This is a genomic window from Kitasatospora sp. GP30, assembly GCF_029892145.1.
In the GTDB taxonomy this organism is placed as follows: domain Bacteria; phylum Actinomycetota; class Actinomycetes; order Streptomycetales; family Streptomycetaceae; genus Kitasatospora; species Kitasatospora acidiphila.
Window position 1 is genome coordinate 15,523 of the sequence record NZ_JARZAH010000045.1, and the last position, 19,999, is coordinate 35,521.

The 19,999-nt window shown below is 70.4% G+C and carries 18 protein-coding genes and 2 pseudogenes; 7 read left to right on the forward strand and 13 right to left on the reverse strand.

Going from position 1 to position 19,999, the window contains the following annotated elements; genetic code table 11:
* Positions 1 to 216: 216 nt before the first annotated feature.
* The 4 genes from P3T35_RS35195 to P3T35_RS35210 all read right to left on the reverse strand — a co-directional run bounded on the left by P3T35_RS35195 (position 217) and on the right by P3T35_RS35210 (position 5,786).
* A complete protein-coding gene (locus P3T35_RS35195; RefSeq protein WP_101383141.1) occupies positions 217 to 720 on the reverse strand; it encodes a hypothetical protein in 504 nt (167 codons plus the stop codon).
* Positions 717 to 3,509 carry a CHAT domain-containing protein gene (locus tag P3T35_RS35200; RefSeq protein WP_101383142.1) on the reverse strand — a complete coding sequence of 931 codons (2,793 nt, stop codon included), beginning with the start codon at positions 3,507 to 3,509 and terminating at the stop codon, positions 717 to 719. The genes P3T35_RS35195 and P3T35_RS35200 overlap by 4 nt, the downstream gene beginning before the upstream one ends.
* On the reverse strand, positions 3,502 to 4,707 hold the full coding sequence (locus tag P3T35_RS35205; protein ID WP_143676964.1) for a hypothetical protein: 1,206 nt from the start codon (positions 4,705 to 4,707) through the stop codon (positions 3,502 to 3,504). Before P3T35_RS35205 ends, P3T35_RS35200 begins: the two co-directional genes overlap by 8 nt.
* 557 nt (positions 4,708 to 5,264) lie before the next feature.
* Entirely contained in the window at positions 5,265 to 5,786 is a 522-nt protein-coding gene (locus P3T35_RS35210; RefSeq protein WP_101383144.1) for a TerD family protein, read from the reverse strand.
* A gap of 637 nt (positions 5,787 to 6,423) precedes the next feature.
* Between P3T35_RS35210 and P3T35_RS35215 the strand changes: the two are divergent.
* A pseudogene (locus P3T35_RS35215) lies at positions 6,424 to 6,567 on the forward strand (IS256 family transposase); the annotation flags it as partial.
* 78 nt (positions 6,568 to 6,645) lie between these two features.
* Here P3T35_RS35215 and P3T35_RS35220 read toward each other — a convergent pair.
* Both P3T35_RS35220 and P3T35_RS35225 read right to left on the reverse strand, forming a co-directional pair.
* On the reverse strand, positions 6,646 to 7,320 hold the full coding sequence (locus P3T35_RS35220) for an NUDIX domain-containing protein (protein WP_101383145.1): 675 nt from the start codon (positions 7,318 to 7,320) through the stop codon (positions 6,646 to 6,648).
* A complete protein-coding gene (locus P3T35_RS35225; protein ID WP_180356681.1) occupies positions 7,317 to 7,700 on the reverse strand; it encodes a DUF4406 domain-containing protein in 384 nt (127 codons plus the stop codon). Before P3T35_RS35225 ends, P3T35_RS35220 begins: the two co-directional genes overlap by 4 nt.
* 48 nt (positions 7,701 to 7,748) lie before the next feature.
* On the opposite strand from P3T35_RS35225, the gene P3T35_RS35230 reads away from it, so the two are divergent.
* Both P3T35_RS35230 and P3T35_RS35235 read left to right on the forward strand, forming a co-directional pair.
* Positions 7,749 to 8,507 carry a DeoR/GlpR family DNA-binding transcription regulator gene (locus P3T35_RS35230; RefSeq protein ID WP_101383146.1) on the forward strand — a complete coding sequence of 253 codons (759 nt, stop codon included), beginning with the start codon at positions 7,749 to 7,751 and terminating at the stop codon, positions 8,505 to 8,507.
* Between the two features lie 417 nt (positions 8,508 to 8,924).
* A complete protein-coding gene (locus P3T35_RS35235) occupies positions 8,925 to 9,200 on the forward strand; it encodes a hypothetical protein (RefSeq protein WP_101383147.1) in 276 nt (91 codons plus the stop codon).
* 170 nt (positions 9,201 to 9,370) lie between these two features.
* On the opposite strand, the gene P3T35_RS35240 is transcribed toward P3T35_RS35235, so the two are convergent.
* Positions 9,371 to 10,252 carry a LysR substrate-binding domain-containing protein gene (locus P3T35_RS35240; RefSeq protein ID WP_101383148.1) on the reverse strand — a complete coding sequence of 294 codons (882 nt, stop codon included), beginning with the start codon at positions 10,250 to 10,252 and terminating at the stop codon, positions 9,371 to 9,373.
* A gap of 106 nt (positions 10,253 to 10,358) precedes the next feature.
* On the opposite strand from P3T35_RS35240, the gene P3T35_RS35245 reads away from it, so the two are divergent.
* From P3T35_RS35245 to P3T35_RS35255, 3 genes are read left to right on the forward strand one after another with little or no spacing between them, the layout of a single operon-like run.
* Positions 10,359 to 10,502, forward strand: a complete 144-nt coding sequence (locus P3T35_RS35245; protein WP_180356682.1) for a hypothetical protein — start codon at positions 10,359 to 10,361, stop codon at positions 10,500 to 10,502.
* Positions 10,477 to 11,709: an MFS transporter gene (locus P3T35_RS35250; RefSeq protein ID WP_101383149.1), complete on the forward strand. Its 1,233-nt coding sequence runs from the start codon at positions 10,477 to 10,479 to the stop codon at positions 11,707 to 11,709. The genes P3T35_RS35245 and P3T35_RS35250 overlap by 26 nt, the downstream gene beginning before the upstream one ends.
* Positions 11,706 to 12,803: a hypothetical protein gene (locus P3T35_RS35255; protein ID WP_101383150.1), complete on the forward strand. Its 1,098-nt coding sequence runs from the start codon at positions 11,706 to 11,708 to the stop codon at positions 12,801 to 12,803. The genes P3T35_RS35250 and P3T35_RS35255 overlap by 4 nt, the downstream gene beginning before the upstream one ends.
* A 242-nt stretch (positions 12,804 to 13,045) precedes the next feature.
* Here P3T35_RS35255 and P3T35_RS35260 read toward each other — a convergent pair.
* The 3 genes and pseudogenes from P3T35_RS35260 to P3T35_RS35270 all read right to left on the reverse strand — a co-directional run.
* Positions 13,046 to 13,423, reverse strand: a pseudogene (locus P3T35_RS35260) (integrase); the annotation flags it as partial.
* Positions 13,424 to 13,948: 525 nt separating this feature from the next.
* A complete protein-coding gene (locus tag P3T35_RS35265) occupies positions 13,949 to 15,145 on the reverse strand; it encodes a globin domain-containing protein (RefSeq protein ID WP_101383151.1) in 1,197 nt (398 codons plus the stop codon).
* A gap of 285 nt (positions 15,146 to 15,430) precedes the next feature.
* The gene (locus tag P3T35_RS35270; RefSeq protein WP_180356683.1) at positions 15,431 to 15,580 is read right to left on the reverse strand and encodes a hypothetical protein; all 150 of its coding nucleotides are present in this window, start codon (positions 15,578 to 15,580) and stop codon (positions 15,431 to 15,433) included.
* A gap of 251 nt (positions 15,581 to 15,831) precedes the next feature.
* Between P3T35_RS35270 and P3T35_RS35275 the strand changes: the two genes are divergently transcribed.
* Positions 15,832 to 16,620, forward strand: coding sequence for a helix-turn-helix domain-containing protein (locus P3T35_RS35275; RefSeq protein WP_101383152.1), 789 nt, complete (start codon positions 15,832 to 15,834; stop codon positions 16,618 to 16,620).
* Positions 16,621 to 16,696: 76 nt separating this feature from the next.
* Here the strand turns inward: P3T35_RS35275 and P3T35_RS35280 are convergent, their stop codons facing one another.
* The 3 genes from P3T35_RS35280 to P3T35_RS35290 are packed head-to-tail and all read right to left on the reverse strand — an operon-like array spanning position 16,697 to position 19,949.
* Positions 16,697 to 18,178, reverse strand: a complete 1,482-nt coding sequence (locus P3T35_RS35280; protein WP_101383153.1) for a CoA transferase — start codon at positions 18,176 to 18,178, stop codon at positions 16,697 to 16,699.
* Between the two features lie 31 nt (positions 18,179 to 18,209).
* Complete coding sequence (locus P3T35_RS35285) at positions 18,210 to 19,151, reverse strand: 3-hydroxyacyl-CoA dehydrogenase NAD-binding domain-containing protein (protein ID WP_101383154.1); 942 nt, start codon at positions 19,149 to 19,151, stop codon at positions 18,210 to 18,212.
* A gap of 60 nt (positions 19,152 to 19,211) precedes the next feature.
* Complete coding sequence (locus P3T35_RS35290) at positions 19,212 to 19,949, reverse strand: acetoacetate decarboxylase (protein ID WP_101383155.1); 738 nt, start codon at positions 19,947 to 19,949, stop codon at positions 19,212 to 19,214.
* Positions 19,950 to 19,999: the final 50 nt, after the last annotated feature.

Sequence of the window (19,999 nt, forward strand, 5' to 3'; positions counted from 1 at the left end):
GGTGCGGCGGCCGACACAGGGGCTGCTCAGCCACCGTACGGCAGAGAAGAAACCCCTCAGGGAGCGCCAAGCCGTCGCCCCGCCGCTGTCACTACCAATGCCGACTGCACACGATCGAGGGCGGTCCGATGAAGACCGCCCCTGACGGGCCACGGCCCACTACACTCACCACGCGTTGCCTCTGAGCAGGCAAAACGTCGAAGTCCTGCTGGAGTACTAAGGCCGCGGCCCGCCGAGCATCCGCGAGACGACGGACGCCAGATCCCGCAACGTCGTGCCATCGGCCGCCTCCTTGCGCACGCGGAACTCGAATTCCGTCTTGCCGCCGGCCCGCTTGAAGCGGATCTCTACTTTTGTCTGCAGCCACGCGATGACCGCGCCCAGGACCACGACTCCCGACACGGCCATATCCGCGCTGAGCCGCGAGTCCGTGGGCGGCTCCGCCAGCACAGCCGCGACAGAGTCCGCGTAAGCCGGCTCATCGGCGAGTGTCACGAGCAGTCGGCGCGCGGCCGAGTAGCCAGCGGCGTCGCCGGGAACCAGGGTGGCGGGAACCTCCTCGCCGTGTCGGCGCAGCAGGGTGGCCAGCAGGAGAGCGGCTTCGTCCTGGTCCAGGGGCGTCGTGTCGGGAGCGGCGCCCGCCATCAGGTCCTCGGTCAGTTCCTGCAGTGCGAGGATGACTTCGCGGTCGCTGAGTTCGGCAAGTCCGGCGGGTGTCATCGGCTTCTCCAATGTCCGAAGAGGGCGAGCGCGGCCCAGTGATACGGATGGCTTTCCCACGGCACGACGGGGTCCTCGAGCATGCTGCGTTGGGCGAGCCACAGGGCTTTCCACGGCGCTTGTGGCTCCTCGGCACGCCGGCGGTAGAAGTCCTCGAACAGCCGGCGCGAGCTGTCGTCGTCCACGTCCCACAGGGTGCCGACGACCGTTCGGGCGCCCGACGACTGCAGCAGCTGGGCCAGGCCCTGGATGTCCCCCGTGCTGTGCAGATCCCGACGGGCCGTCGAACAGGCGCGAAGGGTGAGCAGTTCCATCCCCAGTCCCGCGTCGAGGACGTGCCGTGCCGTGAGCAGGTGCCTGAGCCGGGTCCTGATCTCGACCGTGAGGGGGTACTTGCTCGGGCGCTGCCCGTCGTGCGCCAGGAACAGCCCGGAGTCGAGCGGCTCAATGCGGTCGTACCAGCCGTGTCCGGTCAGGTGCGCGACGCGCGCGGCGCCCAACCCCGCCAGGACGGTCTCCCGGGTCGCGGCCGGCCCGCTCGCCTCGCTCGTTCCGGCGTCGGAGCGGCCCGGCGCGATGAAGTCGATGTCGCGTTCGAGACGGTCGGCATCGGCATCCTCCCGGGCCGCGACTCCGGCGACGAACACACCGCCGCTGCCCGGGGCCGACGGCCGACCGGCGGTGCGGAGCAGGGCCGTGGCGCTGGAGACCTGGACGACGGCGTGCCGCTGTGCGAGCACCTGCGCGTTTCCCCGCGCGTGATCGACAGCTGCGGGAAGCGGGAGTGCCGACAGCGGAAGGGCCGTCAGCGTCGGCTCGGCGGCAATGCAGAGCAGCTCTCGTCGGCCCACCGCGGGCAGGAAGGCGAGCAGGTCCGGCGCCAGTTGGTCGAAGAAGTCCAGTCCGCGGCGCCAGGGCCGCCGCGCGGGCAGCGGGGGCAGCGGGGGGAACGCTCCCGCGTCGCCGTCGAAGACCCGCCGCAGGCGCTCCGCCGTCCGCTTGACCGTCGCCTCGGTCAACTCGGTCCGGAAAAACGTGACTCGGCCGGTGTCGGCGTGCAGAACGAAGATGGTGGTGGCGTTCGTACCGCAGAAATAGGACACATAGGCGCAGTTCTCGGCGTCGGGATCGGCCGCGAGGCAGTCGCGAAGACCGTGCAGGGTGGCAGGTGTCGACAGGGTTCCCGCGGGATTCAACGTCATGTCGACCCACGCCTTGTACTCCTCGTGCAGGTTGAACGCGAGCTCGACCGCCTCGTCCTGCTCGGCAGCGGTCCCGGGCCGGTCTTCCGCCGGGATCTCGATCTCACGCCCGTGGTCGAGCAGCGACCGGACCAACAGCTCGTAGCTCGCGCGGTACTGCACCACGAGTGAGGGCACGTCCCCGTTCGCCCGGTGAGCGCGGTGCGCGATCGAGCGCAGCAGCTCGGAGCGCCGTTGCCAGGCAAGGTCGAATGCCCCCTGCCGGTCCGCACGCGAACCACGGACGAGCAGGGCCTGTGCCAAGCGGTCATCGATCTCCATGCCGATCTTCAGCTCGCTCGGCCGGCGCAGGCATTCTCCGCGCAGGGTCCGAAGCGCGGCAATCGACCCGTCGATGTCGCCGCCGGCGCCCTGTTGCGCTGCCTCCGCGAGACGGAACGGCAGGTGGTGGCTCCAGTACCGCTCGGGATCGGAGAACATGTCCCGGAAGATCTGTGCGGTGCGGAACAGCAGATCGGCGTCCGGAACGGCGAGGCGTCCCACCCGGGAGGCCACCAGGTGCATGCCGTGGGCCGTCGCATCCCTGTTGACGGTCATGGACTTCGTCAACGCCTGGAAGTACGCCTCGGCGGCTTCGCTGCCGTTACCCGCGTCGGCCGCGAGGTCTCCGAGACCGACCCACGCCTCCGCCGCGCGAAGCGTGCGGGGCTCGTCGACCTCCGCGTCATCGGTCAACTCCAGCGCGCGGCGATGACACGAGCGGGCCGCGGCCGCGTCGCCGGCCTTCCGGTACGCCTCTCCCAGCCGGTTGAGCACCCTGGCCAGCGGTTCCCCGGCGACGCCTTTGGACTCGGCGCGCGTGAGCACCCGGCGGTACTCGCGTACCGCGTCCCGACTCCGACCCGCGGCCAGCTGAGCGTCCGCCAGTTCCAGCCGGATCGTCAATTCCTCGTCGACGGAGCCAACTTGCTGGAGCAGTTCGAGCGCCGACGCATACTCGGAGCGCGCGCGTTCATACTGCGCTTCGGCCTGATACATGCCGCCTCGCAGCTGGTGCAGCCGGGCCCGTAGCATCGCGTCGACCGCCACGTCTCCGCGCCCGCTGGCAGGCCCGAGTTCCAAGGAGTCGAGAATCTCCAACGCCCCGCGTGAGCGCCCGGCCGCATGCATGGCTTTGGCGATCAACACCTGAATGCCGAGAAAACGACCGTTCGCGTACGAGCCGGTCCGTACGGAACGGAGGGCGGCCCGTACGAGGTCGTGGGCGGCGTCGAGCCGACCCTGCTTCAGCAGCTCCGACGCCTGCCGCTCGGTGGCCTGCCAGGTGTCGTCCGGCTCCTCATGGCGTCGGGCGACGGCGGCGAGCAGCGCGGGCCTGAGCTCCCGTACCAGCGAGACGTAGAAGTCCACCAGCGCGGCGGCCTTCGCCTGCCCGTCCGCCGCGAAGGCGCGCTGCCTGACCTGCAGTTCGCGAACGAGCTCGTCCGGGTCGAACTCCGCAGCATCCGCGAAGAGCACGTACTCCGCTTGCTGGACGGTGCTCGCCCTCATGAGCAGCGCGGCGACCCGTCGCTCGGGCTCACCCATGCGCGCCCTCCGCCCGGTCGGCGCCGACCGTCCTCATCGCCGACCGCACGTTCTCCCGCTCGTTCTCGTTCTCCGAGCTCTCGAGCGCGAGCGCGAAGTGCTGTCGGGAACGATCACGCTCGCCGAGTATCCACAGGAACTGGGCGACGTGGAAGTGGGTGTGGTGCCCCGCCTTGGGATCCGCGGCCAGTTCGAGCGCCAGCCGTCGGGCCTCCTCGTAGTCGCCGCGTCCGTCGGCAGCCCTCCCGTAGACCGCGAACAGCAGGCCGACCCGTAACTGCTCGTTCTCCGGGAACCTGCGCAGTTCACGGCGCAGCTCGTCCTCCGCCCCCGGCTCGCTGTGGCTAGCGCGCTCCACGATGTCATCCCAACGCCGCTTCAGTTCGTCCGACGCCTGTCGGAGCCCGGGATCCGTGACCTCGGCGCGGAACGCTGCCAGCACGCCCGAGTCCGGGGCGAACCGTTCGAGCGCTCGCAAGGCATCCGCAAGGCGGTCCTGGTCTCCCATCAGCAAACGTGCCCACGCGACGAGTTCCATCGCCTCGATATCGGTCGGCGCCTCGGCCAGGATGCGCTCGGCCACGGCTATGAACTCGGCCGGGGAGACGCCACTGCCCGGTCCTTGGAGGAGAGACCCCAGCACCCGGCAGAGCTCCTTGAGGTCGGACAATCCGGCTTTGCCCTGCGCCACCAGCTCTCGGTAGGCGTCGGCCCGCAGTTCCAGCAGGCTCGATTCTCGATCGATGCGGCGGCGGGCCATCGTCTGTTCGGCCAAACGCCGGTCCACCAGCGGGCGCAGCGGGTCATCCTCGCGACACCGACGCGCGCAGTCCTCCATTTGGTGGGCGCTCTCATCGGTGCGACCCGCGCTGAGCAGGCACGCCGCCATGTTCAACCGGAAACCGATCGATGCCGGCTCATGGTCCACCAGTATCCGCCAGAACCGCAGGGCCTTCGTGTAGCGCTTCACGATGGCAAGACCGATCGCGTAGCGTTCCACACTCGCCGGATCGTCGGCGCTCACCGAGTCGGCCAGGACGCGAAGCCACCGCTCCCGCTCCTGCTCCGATGGAGCCTCGGACAGCTTTCGGATGAGATCGTTCCGAGGCTCCGGGCCGGCCAGGACCCACGGCCAGTCGAGAGGATATCCGCCCACGTTACTGTCCCCCGTTTCCTCACCCCAGCGCTTCAGGCGCACTCCTGCCTATCAGAACACATCGCTCCATCGCCAGCCCGGCACCGCCGTCCGCTTCGAAACGAACTGCCCGTTCGCGATGACCTGGCATCAGTTGGTACTCCGGTGGTGGTGAACTACCACTGGGCGTCACGAACCGGGATCAGGTGTCATGTGCGCTGGACTTGAAGGGCCCTGACCTGCGGATTCTGGACTGAATGGACGGACCGTCACGACCTTTCGCCCGCTGCAGACCTGGTGCATCGGTGCGGACGATATCGCAGTGCGACCGCCGGGCAGGGGTCCGCCGCATCTCCTCGAACCGCCGGGCCACGGGAAGCTGAACCGCTGTCACGGGGTGGTGGTATCGCGGCCTCCGCACACGCTCGGTCGGGAGCGGGCCTGCGTGGCGATGTCGTGTCGGCCAGACTGTCCCGTTTGACGAGCTCGAATCCCATGAGCCGCCAGGCTCCGCTGGCGCGCGGGTTCGCTCTTGAAGACGCCACACTCGGCACGATCACGGCCGGCTGCGGTGTCGCCGGCGGGCTGGCCGCCGGATACTCCTTCGGGGCGGCAGCTCCCTAACTGCCCATGATCGTCACGAAGGTCGCCGGATCGGCATCGAAGCCGGAGACGCCGGAATGGAATCCCCAGGCTCCTGAGTCGTCCCGGACGAATTCCGCGACCTTCGCAGCCGTTGCCTCACCGACGTCGGTGAAGTCCACCGCTGCGAGTTCATCGTGCCTGTTGCGGATCCGTACAGCGGGGTGGGCTATGCCTGCGAAGGTCAGCCGGCCGTTGTGCTGCTGGATGGCGACGCCCACGACCACCCGGACGTAGCGGTGCGCCAGGCGGTCGAGTTCCAGGAGCAGGCGCTCGTCGACACCGAGGCCCTTGCCGTCACGGCTGTCCCTGCTGAGCGTGATCGTGCCATCGGGAGAGCGGCTGTCGAAATGCACCAGGTAGGCGGGTGCGCCGGGCGGGGCATCCTCGGTGTACGTCGCTGCAACGAGGTCCAGGTCGTGGGGCACCGAGCCTGCGGGACTCGGATCCCACATCAGGCTCACTTCGACCCGTTCCAGACCCTTGTTGAGACTGCTCACCGGACTCTCCGTTCGTCGGCGCACCGGCCTCCATGGTGCCACCGCAGGCTGGCCAACGCTGGGCGATGACCCGATACTTACGTGTAATTGACATGGTGTCAGCTGGGAGGATCCCGCAGTCTTGGGCCTGTAGGCCGCCCGGCTGGGCTTTTGTGCACTTTGGCGGGTCCCGCAGTCGTGTCAGAGCGTCAGACGCCCGCCCGGTAGCGGTGCATGAGGGCGACGGCCAGGGTGTCCTCGCTCGCCCACGAAACCAGCCTGGTGAGAATGAACCTCGCTGCCTCGCTGCCTCGCTGGCTCGCTGCCTCGCTGGCTCGCCGCCTCGCCGCCTCGCCGCCTCAGCGCTGAGCTCGGAGCCGCCCGCCAGGGTGAGGATCCGGGCGGGGCCGGCCCGGCGCAGCCCGACGACGTCCACGGGGTAGAGCAGCTCCGTGCCGAACCGGCCCGCCTGGCCGACGGCCCGTCGGGCCGGTTCGCCGCCCGATGAGTTGACCGGGAGCCCGTGCTCTCAGCTCTCGTTCAGGACTGGACATCTCCAGTTCGGTCGCCCCCGGCCTGGCCAGCTCCATCGCCGCCTCCAGGCCCGCCGCGGTGGCGCGGCCCGCGTGCTCGATGATCGCGATCTCCCGGGGGCGGGGCGATGGTGTTCAAGCTGGTCGAGTCTGCTCAGGAACGCTGGCGCGCGATCACCGGAGCCTGCCTCGTCGCCCTGGTCCGATCCGGCGCCAGGTTCAAGAACGGCGTCCTGGTCGTGTATGAGGAGGCCGGCGCGGCGGCATGACGGGCCCCTGCCCCCGCGGTCGGCTGATCAACGCGGCACTGCAGATCGGCCGGGGAAACACCGCGGGTGAGGGTGTTGTCAGCGGTTGCTCGCTGGGGCGAAGGGCCCGTCCAGGGCCGCCCATTGCAGGAGCAGGATGGTCTTGCCGTCGGTGATGCGTCCGTCGCGGGTCATGGCGAGGGCCTGGGCGAAGGGCAGTTCGAGGACCTCGATGTCCTCGCCGTCCTCCTCGAGTCCGCCGCCGGTCCCGGTCCGGTCGGCCGGTGTGTAGGGGGCGGCGAAGAAGTGGAGGCGTTCGGTGACGGAGCCGGGGCTCATGTAGGCGTCGAGGACATGGGTGAGCGGGCCAAGGGTGACGCCGAGCTCTTCGGCGCTCTCGCGTCGGATGGCGGCGGGCGGGTCGTCCGCGTCGAGCAGGCCTGCGGCGGCTTCGATGAGCATGCCGTCGGGGTGGGCGTTGACGTAGGCCGGGTAGCGGAACTGGCGGGTGAGCAGGACGCAGCCGCGTTCGGTGTCGTAGGGCAGGACGACCGCGCCGTTTCCGCGGTCGTAGGTTTCGCGCTGCTGGGTTTCCCAGCGTCCGTCGCGGCGCCGGTAGTCGAGGGTGGTGCGGCGCAGGACGTGCCAGCCCTGGGAGGTGAGCTCCACATCGCGGACCACGACGCCGGGATTGCGGTCCAGGTCCCGGCCGGCGCGGTCGAGGCCGGTGCGGCCGCGGTGGTCGGGGGTATCGATGCCGGGGCGGGGCGTCACGCGGTCTCCTGCGGGGTGCGGCGTGGGATCTCGTTCACGTCGTGGTAGACGGGCAGGCCGCGGCGGCGCGCGGTGGCGACGTCCTGGTCGGCGCCAGTGGAGTCGCCGGGCAGGCGCAGCACGGCGTCGCAGCGCGCGAGCAGGCGATCGGCGGTCGGGTAGAGCACCTGGTCGGCAAGGGGATCGGTGGGGCCCGCGCCGGCGGAGTGCAGCACCGGCAGGGCGATCCATTCCCCGATGACTGGGAGGTGGCCGGTGGCGAATACGGGCCAGGCGGCGGCTTCGAGGCGGGCGAGGTTGGCGGCCATGGCCTGCGGGTCACCGTCGGTGCCGGAGCGGTAGGGGCCGGCGATCAGGATGAGCATGGGCTTGTCGGTCATGGGCGCTACCATACATGCAGAAACGTGCAAGAACAGGAGAAAATAAGGATGCTGGCTGCCGAGAGACGTGACCACCTGCTGGGCCTGCTCGCCCGCGAGGGCAAGATCGTCGCCAAGGACGTCGCCGCGGACCTGGGCATCTCCGAGGACAGCGTGCGCCGCGACCTGCGCGACCTGGCCGCCGAAGGACTGTGCCAGCGGGTCTACGGCGGAGCTCTGCCCGTCTCCCCGGCCATCGCGGACTACACCACCCGGCAGACGGTCACCCCGGACGGCAAGCGGCAGGTCGCCGCGGTCGCCGCCGCGCTCGTGCGGCCCGGCAGCGCCCTGATCCTGGACGGCGGCACCACCGCCCTCGCCGTCGCCCACGCCCTCCCGCCGGACCTGGCCTGCACCGTGATCACCCACAGCCCGACGATCGCGGCCGCACTGCTCGACCACCCCCAGGCCGAGGTCTTCCTCCTCGGCGGCCGCCTCTTCAAGCACTCGGCGGTCACCTGCGGCGCGGCCGCGGTCGAGGCTGCCCAAAACGTCTCCGCCGACCTGTGCCTGCTCGGCGTCACCGGCGTCCACCCACAGGCGGGACTGACCACCGGTGACGCCGAGGAAGCCGCGATGAAACGAGCCCTGGCCGCACGGGCCGCGGACACCTACGTCCTCGCCTCGTCCGAGAAGATCGGTACCGCCTCCCGGTTCCGCGTCCTGCCCTGGGAGGACATCAGCGGACTGATCACCGACGCCGACCCCTGTCATCCGGCCCTCGGTCAACTCACCGCGCACGGAGTGGAGATCCTGGCAGCCGGGTGACGGCTACGGTGCGAACACGCGATCGCAAGAGATCAAGACACCAGCCTGCCAATGCCGTTCAGCCATCCACGGGAATTGACAATCGCTCCACCGGCTGGGGCGGACCGGTCTGCGGGCGGCGTGTAGTGCCAGCCTGGGCGCCGGGTCGGCCGCCGCTCCACTGGGGCGGGATACGGTCCCACCTGGTGACGGTCCGGTCGATCGGACGGCCGGCATCGTGAACTCTCTTCCGGGTGTGGCTGCGTCGTGGCGACCTACCGCTCGATGCCGCGGGCGGCAGGCTCCCGGGCGTCATCGCCGGCGATGCCGAGCCGCTCGGTGGGGGAGGGCGCGAGGACACCCACACGACATGCAGGAGATCGCTGCGCCGGTCACAGGTCCGCCAGGAAGTGACGGCGCGACCTTCCGGCCACCGCGGTGGCCGATCTCCTGGAGGAGGATGCTGCTGGTGGCATCGTCGAGTACGAAGAACAGGTCGCCACAGGTGCCGGCGACCGGGAAGGTAACACCACCGAACTCCGCCGCCTGGCGGCGCGCGTGTTCGGCCAGACCGTGCACCGTTCGCCGCAGCTCGTCCTCGTTCCAGACGGTGCCGAGCGACACCGTCTCCCCGGAGTGCTCCAACCCGTCCACCGGGCCACACCAGAAGCTGCCATGGAGGGCCGGCACATCCGGATGCAGCGTCGCGTCTGATCCCGGTGAGCGCGCTGTCGAGCTCGGTAACAGTCGGTGACAGCTGAAACGTGGACCGGTGGCTACGCTCAGGCGAATCCGCCGTTGCGTAGAACCCAAAGCGTCGCCAGAGGGCCACGGTTCAGCCGTCACCGACAACTGGGGCTGCTCTGCCTACGAATGCTGTGTCGTCACAGATCCGGGAGCGCTGCACGCGTGTGCCGGATCAGTGCCCGGGCTGCCGGGTTGATGGGACCTTGTGATCTCCACGCCAGCGTCAGGCGTACCTGTGGAGCTCGCATGAGGGGAGCCACTCGCAACCGGGGGGAGCGCAGGGCGAAAGTGCTTTCGGGTAGCACGGCGATGCCCAAGCCGCGGGCGGCAAACCGGGCCACCATGTGTGGGTCCCCGGCCTCGAACGCGATACGCGGGCGGAATCCGGTCGCCTGGCACGCCTGCTCGAGGCACGCCCGCACACCGGTGCCCTTCGGCAGGCAGACCAGGGGCCGTTCACGTAGCGCCTCCAGATGGACGGGTTGTGGCCGGGCGAGCGGATCGGACAACGGGATTCCGAGGGCCAGTACGTCCTGGGCGATGACCTGGGTGGCGGTGCCTGCGGGCAGAGGAGCCTCGCCGATGATGGCCAAGTCCAGCTGTCCTGCGCGGAGTTCCTGCGCCAGTTGGTCAGACGGTCCTTCCGACAGGGACAGGGTCACCCCCGGGTATTGATGGTGGAAGTCGGCGAACACCGCAGGCAGGTCGATGGGGGCGATGGAGGCGACCGTGCCCACGCGCACCTGTCCGCGCACCAACCCCGCGAGTTCATCGACGGCGGCGCGGGCGCAGTCCACGGCGGCCAGAGCGGCGCGCGCGTGAGGTAGCAGAGCGGCGCCGGCCGCAGTGGTCCGCACCACGTGCCCTTGACGGTCCAGTAGTTCCTCACCCAGCTCTCGTTCCAGGTTCCGGATCTGGGCGCTGATGTTGGGCTGGCTGACACCCAGCCGGATGGCGGCGTGGGTGAAGCTCTCCTCCTCCACCACTGCCACCAGGTACCGCAACTGCCGAAGCTCCATAACTGAAAACTATATGGCGCATGATCGGTAGTTCTTTTACACATACGGCTCACGGGAGGCAGGCTGACCTGGAACCCAAGCCGAACCCCTTTGAAAGGACGGCACATTGGCCTCCCACGACCATCCCGAGTCCAGCGACGACCTGGTCGACTACTTCGTCACTGCCCTGGCCCCCGACGGCCCCCAGCTCCCTCACGGGCTGGACACCGGGGAGGGACGCTTGCATGAGCTCGCGCAGCGCTGCGGCTGACCGCGAGCGCGTTCCGACCACGCGGGTGGCGGCGGGGGCGGGGTCGCTGGCGAGCATCGTGCTCATCGGGGCCAACCTGCGGGCTGCGCTGACCGGCGTCGGTCCCCTGCTGCCCGGAATCGAGCACTCGACGGGGCTGACGGGGGCCTGGGTCGGGCTGCTGGGCGCGCTGCCGCTGCTGACCTTCGCGGTCACCTCGCCGCTGGCCGGCCGGATCTCGCACCGCTACGGAACGCCTCGGGTCCTGGGCGGCTCCCTGCTGGTGCTGATGGTCGGGCTGCTGGTTCGCTCGCTGCCCGGGGCGGTGTTCTTGTTCGGTGGCACGGTAGTCGTCTCCGCCGCCATCGCCTGCGGCAATGTCCTGCTGCCCGCAGTGGTCAAGGGTGCCGTTCCCCCGGCGCGCGTCGGCCAGGTGACCGGCCTGTACGTCACGGCGATGGGCCTGGTCGCTGCGGTGTCGTCGGGGGTGTCGGTGCCACTGGCCGACGCCCTGCCCGGAGGCTGGCACACCGCGCTGGGCTGTTGGGCCCTTCTCGCCGCGGCGGCCCTGCTCGTGTGGCTGCCGCAGCAAGGACGGCTGAACACGGTGTCCTCCAGCGCGCGAGTACGGGCCCGAAGTCCCTGGCGATCCTGCCTGGCCTGGCAGGTCAGCGTGTTCATGGGACTGCAGTCCCTGTGCTTCTTCTCCACCATCGCCTGGTTGCCCAGCATCGTGCACGACCACGGGACCGGCGAAACCGGCGCAGGCTGGCTGCTGTTCCTCTTCCAGCTGGCGGGGCTGCTCTCCGCCAGCACACTTCCCTTGCTCACCCGCCGATGGACCGACCAACGCAGTCTCGCGGCGGCGGCATCGACACTGTGCGCCTTCGGCTTCGCACTGCTGGCGGCCGACCCCGGCCTGGCCCTCGTCTCCAGCGTGCTGCTCGGCCTGGGCGGCGGCACCTGCCTGGTGCTCGCTCTGACCTTCCAAGGCCAACGGGCGGCCGACGAGCCCCAGGCCGCAGCCCTGGCCGCCATGGCCCAGTCGATTGGCTACCTGGTGGCCGCCGCGGGTCCGCTGCTGCTCGGCGTCCTCCACGATCTCACCGGCACCTGGACAACCCCGCTCCTGGCCCTGGTGGCCCTTGCTCTCCTCCAGACGGTCGTCGGCGCCGGTGCCGGCCGAGACCTGACCATCCTCCCCACAGGAAAGGAACGACCCTCATGACCACGTTCTTCAGCTATCTCGACACCCCGACGGCCTCGCCGCTGTCGATCGCCGAGCTGATGCCCGGAACCCATAACCTCATGGAGTACGCGGCGGTCAAGCCAGGCGAGCAGGTACTGGTCCTGACGGAGCACGGCGTCGATCCCGTGGTGGTCCAGGCCATTGAAGCCGCGGCGGCCTACCGCCTGGCCGACGTGCACATCCTGTCGGTGCCGGCCTTCAGCGCGGGTGGCCACGATCGGCAGTCACCCTCGCCGCTCCTGCCCGCCGCCCATGCCGCGGCCGACGTGGTGATCTCACTGACCTGGTGGGGAGAGGTGCACACGGCCGGACTGTTCTTCGATGAGATCGCCCGGCACAAGGCCAGGTTCATCTCGCTGCATCAGACCGCCACCGCCGCCGCACTGGCCACCGGTGCCCGCTTCCCCCTCGACCTCTACTTCGCGATCGAGGCCAAAGCCACCGCCAAGCTCGCCGCCGCGTCCGAAATCCGCGTGACCACCGCCCTGGGCACCGACCTGACCTTCCGCGACTTCACGACCTCGGGACACCACGCCCCGCTCGCCCCCGGCATGTGGCGACCCTTTCCGTACGGCGGCGTCAACTTCTACCCCGATCGCACTGATGGGATCGCAGTCATCGAGGAATCCACGGCCACCGGCGTCCCCGCCCAGCGAACCGTCGTCGAGCTGACCGCCAACCAGGTCACTGACATTCAAGGAGTAGCCGAGCTCAGGCAGTACTCTCCCGACGGTTACTACATGCGGCACGCACTGATCGGCCTCAACCCGAAGGTGCGGCTGGCAGGCGGCACCCAGTTCGAACGCGAGAAGCACGCAGGCGCGTTCTACTTCGGCCTCGACGGTCTCACATCCCGAGGCACGGCCGATCGTCGTGGTCCCGGCCATGCCCACTGCGACTGCCAGTTCGACGCGCCCACCATCGCCGTCGACGGTGAACTGCTCGTTGACGAGGGCCGCCTGCTCCTGCTCGACGACTCCGACATCCGCGAACTCGCTGAAAGGCACGGCCCGGCCGACACGCTCCTCGACCCCAACCCCCGCCTCGTCCTCCCGCCGCGGTACAGCCGCTGAATCCCAAGGGTGAGGGTCGGCCCCGAGCCGGCCCTCATCCTGGCCGGCGGGTCGGCCCCAGCGCGTGTTCGGCGACCCTGGCGGACCACCGCTGCGGGAGTGCGGAGCCCGTGGACTTCAATCAGCTGATCCCGGGTACGACTTCGACCTGGCCAGTGCGAGTCAGGCAGGACATTGTGGGTGCCGATTAATCATCCGCCCAGCTCAGGCTGCATGTTGATACTCGTGGAGGGTGCCGCCGAGACGATCTCCAGCCCGGCATCGGCCAGCACCGTGTCGAAGGCTGCCGTGAACTTCGAGTCCCGGTCACGAATCAAGAACCTGGCCCTGCTCCCCGCATCCTCCAGGTCCATAACGAGGTTGTGCCCTAGCTGCACCACCCAGGCAGCGGTGGGGTGCGCGGTGGCGCCGAGGATACGCACGTGCCTTGTTGCGTGCTCGATGACCACGAAGACGTACAGGCGCGCCCTGGCCAGGGTGCGGGTCTCGAAGAGATCGCATGCGAGCAGCGCGTGGGCCTGGCTGCGCAGGAAGTCGGCCCAGGTCGTGCTCTCGCGTTCCGGCGCGGGCGGGACGGCGTGCTCCCGAAGGGTCTCCCAGAGGGTGGAAGCGGCGACGCGCTGCGCGACGCGCGGCGGGCCCTGGGGCTGCTCGCGGCGATGCCCGTCGCGGTGGACGTCCTGCTCTGGGCCCTGCTGGTCCAGGCCCGCACGCTGCAGCACCTGGACGCGTCGGAGGCGGCCGGGGCGTGGCAGGAGGCGGTGACCCGTTGCCAGGAGTTCGGCCGCTCCAGGTTCCTGGCGCTCGCTGCCCGTCGGTACGCGGAACTGCTCGAGCGGCAGGGCGACTTCACCCGGGCCCGCAGCCAGCTGACCACCGCTTCGGCCTGTACACCGAGCGCCGTGACCGGGTTTCCGTCGCGGAGATCACCGCAGCCCTCGAACGCCTCACCACCGCCGGGGGCGCCGCTGTCGCACCGGCACACTGACGGCCCGCCGGCACCGCCCCGGATCCGTCGCACCTGCCCACCTCCTCCGTCCGGGGTCGTCACTGCCACCACGGACGGGAGGGCAGCCGGGGTTCACCGAAGCCGAACGCCCACCGCGCCGGGGTGATTCGGTGCGGCGGACGTTCGGCCGGGCGGTTCAGTCCTGGCTGAGCCACAGGTCGGGACCGAACACCTCGTAGGAGATGGCCGAGGCGGGCAGGCCGCGGTCGAGGAGCGAGCTGCGGACGGCGCGCATGAACGGCAGCGGGCCGCAGAGGTAGGCCTGGCCGTCGGTCGGGATCGGCACCCCGGTCAGGTCGACCCGGCCGGTGCGGGCGGCCGGCCAGCCGGCCGCAGGCTGTTCGTACCAGACGTGCAGGGCCGCGTCGGGAAGCATGGGGACGAGCTCCGCCAGCTCGGTCCGCAGGGCGTGGTGGGCGGGGGAGCGGTCGGCGTGCACGACGGTGACGGGCCGGGTGGAGCCGGTGGCGACCAGGTGCTCGAGCATGGCGATCATGGGAGTGCAGCCGATGCCGGCGGAGGCGAGGACCAGCGGCGCGGACCCTTCGTCGAGAGTGACGTCGCCGAACGGCGCGGAGACGGTGAGCAGGTCGCCGGCGGCGAGGTTGGCGTGCAGCCAGTTCGAGACCTCCCCTTCGGGGGAGCCGTCGCCATGGACCCGCTTGACACTGATCCGGCGAAGGTCGCCGCCGGGCGCGCCGGACACGCTGTACTGCCGGAGCTGGGTCGTATCGTCGTCGAGCCGGACGGAGACGGTGACGTACTGGCCGGGCCGGAACGCGGGCACGGGCGCGGCGTCCTCGGGCTTCAGCGTGAAGGAGACGACGTCGTCGGTCTCCGTGCGGCGCTCGACCACTCGCCACGGGCGGCGGGTGTCGTGGCCCGCGACGCCGGACTCGGCGTACAGCCGGGCCTCCAGCGCGATCAGCGCGTTGGCCATCAGCCAGTACACCTCGTCCCAAGCGGCGGCGACCTCGGCGGTGACGGCTTCGCCGAGCACCTCGGCTATCGCACCGAACAGGTAGGTGTGCACGATCCGGTACTGGTCCGCGGTGATGCCGAGGGACGCGTGCTTGTGGGCGATCCGGGCGAGCATGGCGTCGGGGCGCTGGTCGGGATGTTCGACGAGCATCCCCGCGAAGGCGGCGATCGCACCGGCCAGCGCCGTGCGCTGGGTGCCGTTGGCCTGGTTGGCGCGGTTGAAGAGGCCGTCCAGCAGTTCGGGGTGGTCGGCGAACATCGTGTCGTAGAACCGGGCCGTGATCTCCGGCAGGGCCGCGCCGACGATCGGCAGGGTCGCTCGGATGACGGGGGCGGAGTTCGGGGACAACATGGCACACCTCTCGATGAATGGTGATGACGGATGCGTCAGTGACGGCACCGGCGGCAGTTGAGGGAGCGGGCCGGCTCACATCCGCCGCCGTGCGGCGGAACGCGGGATGGGTGGTGTCCGTCCCGGATGCCGGTACCGGAGTGGTTCAGCGGGCCGGTGGGCGCGGGGCACTCGGCGCGGCCGGGGAGTCGTGGCGGACGCGGCAGCCCGCAGGTCGCTCGATGTGGGCGGTTCGAATGCGAGGGGTGCCGGCCGGATCCCGGCGGCGTGCCGCCGCCGGGCCGATCAGGCGGCCAACTCCGGCTCGGGTGCAGTAGTTTCAGCGGCCGCGGTGCGGTCGGTCCGCCCGGACCAGGGCAGTTCGGCCGAGAGCCGGCGCAGATGCTCCAGCTGCGCGGTGGACTGCCCGACTCGGGAGACGGTGCGGGTACTCACGCCGAGTGCCTCGGCGATCCGTACGTCGCCCCAGCCGCGCTGGGGCGGTGGCGGTCTGGGGCGGGGCGGTGGCAAGCATCACAGAAGTCCCTCCGCGCAGAGCGGGATCGGCGACCGGACGGCGAAGTCCGGGCTTCGTTCCTCCTCTTCCGGAGGACGCTCTCTCACCGTAGGCCACCTAGGCAGCATTACGCAAATAGAAATCAGCCTACTTATTTACGTAACTACTGCGATCTGTATAGGGTGTTCCCATGCCTGCGACGCACACTCCCGACCCGGCAGGGCAGCCTGCGGCTGCCGTTGCTCCCCGCCGCCCGCACCACCGCACGGTGGACCGCGTCGCGGCCATCCTGGACGCGGTCGCCCACGCGCCCACCGGTCTGTCGCTCAGTCAGCTGGCGGCCCGGCTGGAGGCGCCGGTCAGCTCGATCCAGGGCCTGGTCAACGGGCTGGCGGCGGTGGGGTACCTGACTGAGGAGGGCAAGCGCTTCCTGCTGGGGCCGGCCACCTACGTGCTCAACCTCGCGGCCGGTCGCCGGCCCGCCGCCGGGGTCACGCAGGACGACCTGGAGGAACTGTCCGCCCGGACCGGTGTCGACGTCCTGGTCGCGGTGCGGGTCGGCGACAGCGTCGTCTACACCAGCCACGCCGGGCCGTGGTCGATCCAGCGGCTGGCCTACCGGGCCACCGAGTACCGGGCCAGCCCGCTGCTCTGCGCCACCGCCGGCTGGGTGATCCTGGCCTTCGCCGACGAGCGCGACCTGCGCGCCCACCTGGCGACCGAGGGCGAGCGGCATCCAGGTGAGACGACCGCGTTCCTGGACCGGATCGAGCACATCCGGCGTACCCGGGTCGCCTTCAGCCACGGACTCGGCGACCCGGACGTCTCGGCCGTCGCGGTGCCGCTCGGCGGCGACGGACCGGTGGACGCCGCGATCCTGGCGATAGGACGGCACGAGCAGGTGGACGGTCGCAGTAACGAACTGGGCGCCGTGCTGCAGGCCGCGGTCGAGCGCTGGCAGAGTCGCTCGAAGCCGTAGCGGCGGCGCCGGACGGGCTGGGTCAGGAACGCGCGTAGGCGACCCGCTGCCGGGTCGCCTACGCGCGTTCTCGAACTCAGCCGCGGGACAGCCACTCCGCCCTGCTGGAGCCGCGCGGCACCAGCACCGTGCGGTACTCGCCGGGAGTGGCGCTCATCTCCACCTGGTCGGTGACGCCCTGGTAGCTGCCGCACGGCGTCTCGGCAGTGAAGGTGTCGGGTGCCAGGTAGCCGTGCTCACCTCCCGAGCCGGCCGTCGCCCGGGCATACCCCTGGTCGAAGGTACCCAGCGACAGGATCCACAGCGCGACCCGGGTGAGGGAGACGTGCACGCGGTAGCTGCCGCCCTCATCGGCCCGCCGCAGCAGCGCCTGCACGATGCCGGCGGTGGCGAGCCAGGAGACCAGGTAGTCGTTGACCACGGCGATCGGCGACAGCTGCGGCTGGTCCTCAGCACCCTCCAGGGACATCATCCCGGTGACACATCCGGCGCTCTGGTCGAACCCGACCCGGTCCGCCCACGGCCCTCCCGTGCCGAACAGCGAGACGGTCGTATGGATGATGCCGGGGCGGATCCCTGCGGCCTGCTCGGGCGAGAGCCCGATCTTCTCCAGGTAGCCGGGACGGCGGTTGGCGTAGAAGACGTCGGCGTCCCGCAGCAGGTCGCGAACCTGCTGGGCACCGGCCGGGCTGTGCGGATCGACCAGGCTGGAGCGCACGCCGACGTTCGCCGTGTAGTACAGGATGTCGTTCTCGTGCTCGTACGGCTTCCACAGGTTGAGCACGTCGGCGCCGTGCAGTGCCATGGTGCGGCCGATGCCCGCACCGGCGATGACGTGGCCCATGCCGAGGGCGCGGATGCCGTCGAGCGGGCTGCCGGCCCCCTCCGGCAGCGGCTGCGGCGCACCGTCCGCGATCTTCTCCACCTCGACCAGCGGCTGGTGGGCGAGGAAGTCGCGGTACTGCGGCTCCGCCAGGAACTCCTCCAGGGTGCGCAGCATCGGCATCACCACACCGGCCTCGGCACCGGCCTGCTCCAGCTCGGCGGCCTCCCAGCCGGCGACCGCCCGGGTGACGGCGGCGGTGTTGTCGGCGCAGTCCAGTAGTTCCAGCGCCCGCTGCTTGAGCTGCGGGTAGGCGTTCAGCGGCATCACCCACCGGCCGTCGCCGGCCCGGTAGAAGGACAGCGCCATCGGGTTGCCCGGGTCGCTGGGGACACCGGGCGGGAAGCCGTTGAGCTTCTCCCAGGTGAAGTCGTAGAACGGGCAGAGCCGGTGCGGGGCCTTGCGCAGGTCCATGCTGATGTCCTGGCCCTCGCCGCCGCGGGCCCGCCAGAGCTTGGCCATGGCCACCGACTTGGCGACCAGGCCGATGCCGGCGGCGGAGGCCAGTCGCAGGGTGGACGGGACGATCGGGTCGGCGCCGCGGAAGGTCACCGTGCCGCCCGCGTCCGCGGGGCTCATGTCGACGCCGGCCAGGACCTCGGCGAGCTCGGCGTGGACGTCGATCGGGTTGTTGTCCGGAGCCAGCGCGGCGCGCAGACGACTGTCGAGAGACATGACGAACTCCTCTTCTGATCTTCTGAGTCGCTCAGTCGGCGTTGCGCAGGGCGGCCATCAGGGCCAGCTGGTCGCGGTCGCGCGCCGCGCCGAGCTGGTCGTAGGTCCGGTCGCCGTAGGCCTCGCGCTCCTGGGCGCTCAGGGTGGCGATGGTTGCCTCGTCGAAGGACGGCTTGCCGAGCAGCTGCCACAGCATCTCCATGCCGGGGCCGAGGTGCTTGAGGAAGTGCTCGAAACCGCCCGGGCCGCCGCCGAGGTTGAAGGTGAGGAACGGGCCGCCGGCCGCCCAGCGCAGGCCGATCGAGCTGGTGACGATGGTGTCCAGGTCCTTGAGGCTGACGACCCCGGTGGTGACCAGGTGGACGGCCTCGCGGAACAGCGCGGACTGCAGGCGGTTGGCGACGAAGCCCGGGATCTCCCGGCGCAGGATCAGCGGCTGCTTGCCGACCTGGCGGTAGAACGCCGCGGCGTCCTCCAGCGTGCCGGCCTCGGTCTGCTCACCGGGGACGATCTCGACCAGCGGGACCAGGTGCGGCGGGTTGAACGGATGGCCGACCGCGACTCGGCCGGGGTCGGCCATCCGGGCGGTGAAGTCGGTGGCGCGGATGCCGGAGGTGGAGGAGAGCAGCAGGGTGCCGGGGCGGGTGGCCGTCTCCAGCCGGGCGAACAGCTCCTGCTTGAGGTTCAGGTCGTCCGGGCCGCTCTCCTGGACCACCTCGGCGTCGGCGACCGCCTTCTCGACGTCCGGCTCGAAGACCAGCCGGGCGGCCAGGGCCTCGGTGGGCAGGCCGAGCGCGGCCAGCGTCGGGGTGAGCGCGGTGAGTTGGGCGGTGACGTACTCCTCCAGGTCCGGGCGCGGGTCGCTGACGGTGACGTGCAGGCCGTGGGCGAGGAAGAGCGCGGCCCAGGAGGCGCCGATGGTGCCGGCGCCGACGACGGCGACGCGGGAGTAGGCATTCTCTGAGATGGTCATGACAGTTCCTTTGACGGGAGTTGAGACAGGAGGTGAGGACGAGGCCGCTGCGTCGGCCGGTCAGGCGAGGTAGTCGTGGACCAGGGTCGCCGGCGAGAGCGTGAGGTCGGTCAGGATGTGGCTGGCCGAGAGGACCTCCAGTACCGGCAGGTCGGCCAGCGGTGCGATGGCGTGCGCGACCAGGTCGAGCCGGGCGGGGCCGGTCCAGGCGCCCTTCACGTTCAGCTCGGTGATCCGGGTGCGGACCAGCTCGGCGATCCGCGGGTAGCCGTCGTAGCCGGGCAGCATCTTCAGCATGAAGGTCGGCACGGAGAGCTCCGCAGCGGCCTGCTCGTGGTCCAGCGGGCGCTGCTTGTACCCCATGGTGGCGGTGGCGACCCGCAGGCTGCCGTAGTCCAGGGTGCCGACCAGCGTGTCGGCGTCGGTGTACAGCGCCGGGCGGCCCGCCTTCTTCGGGTACGCGCTGATCTCGCGTCCGCTGGCGATGGCCGCCGGGCTGTCGACGTACATCGCGTGCAGGTATTCGCCGTGCTCGCCGTCCAGCACCACCGGGATCGCCTGGCCGGCCTCCGTGTAGCTGCCGAGGCCCGTGGTGTCGGGCATCTTCATGACCTCGAACCGGACCAGCGGCTCGGCGATCTCCAAAGGCTCCGGGACCAGCCGGCGCAGGGCCACGGGGTCGGTGCGGTAGACGATGTTCAGGTACTCGCGGTCGGTGAAGCGGTACGGCCCGAACGGGAAGGCCGGGGCGCCCAGCGGGGTGGTCATCTGGCCCTGGAAGATCTCCGCGATGTTCACGGGTGACGCTCCTCGAAGTCTCGGCAGTCGGTGGGACGGTGGGTCTCGAC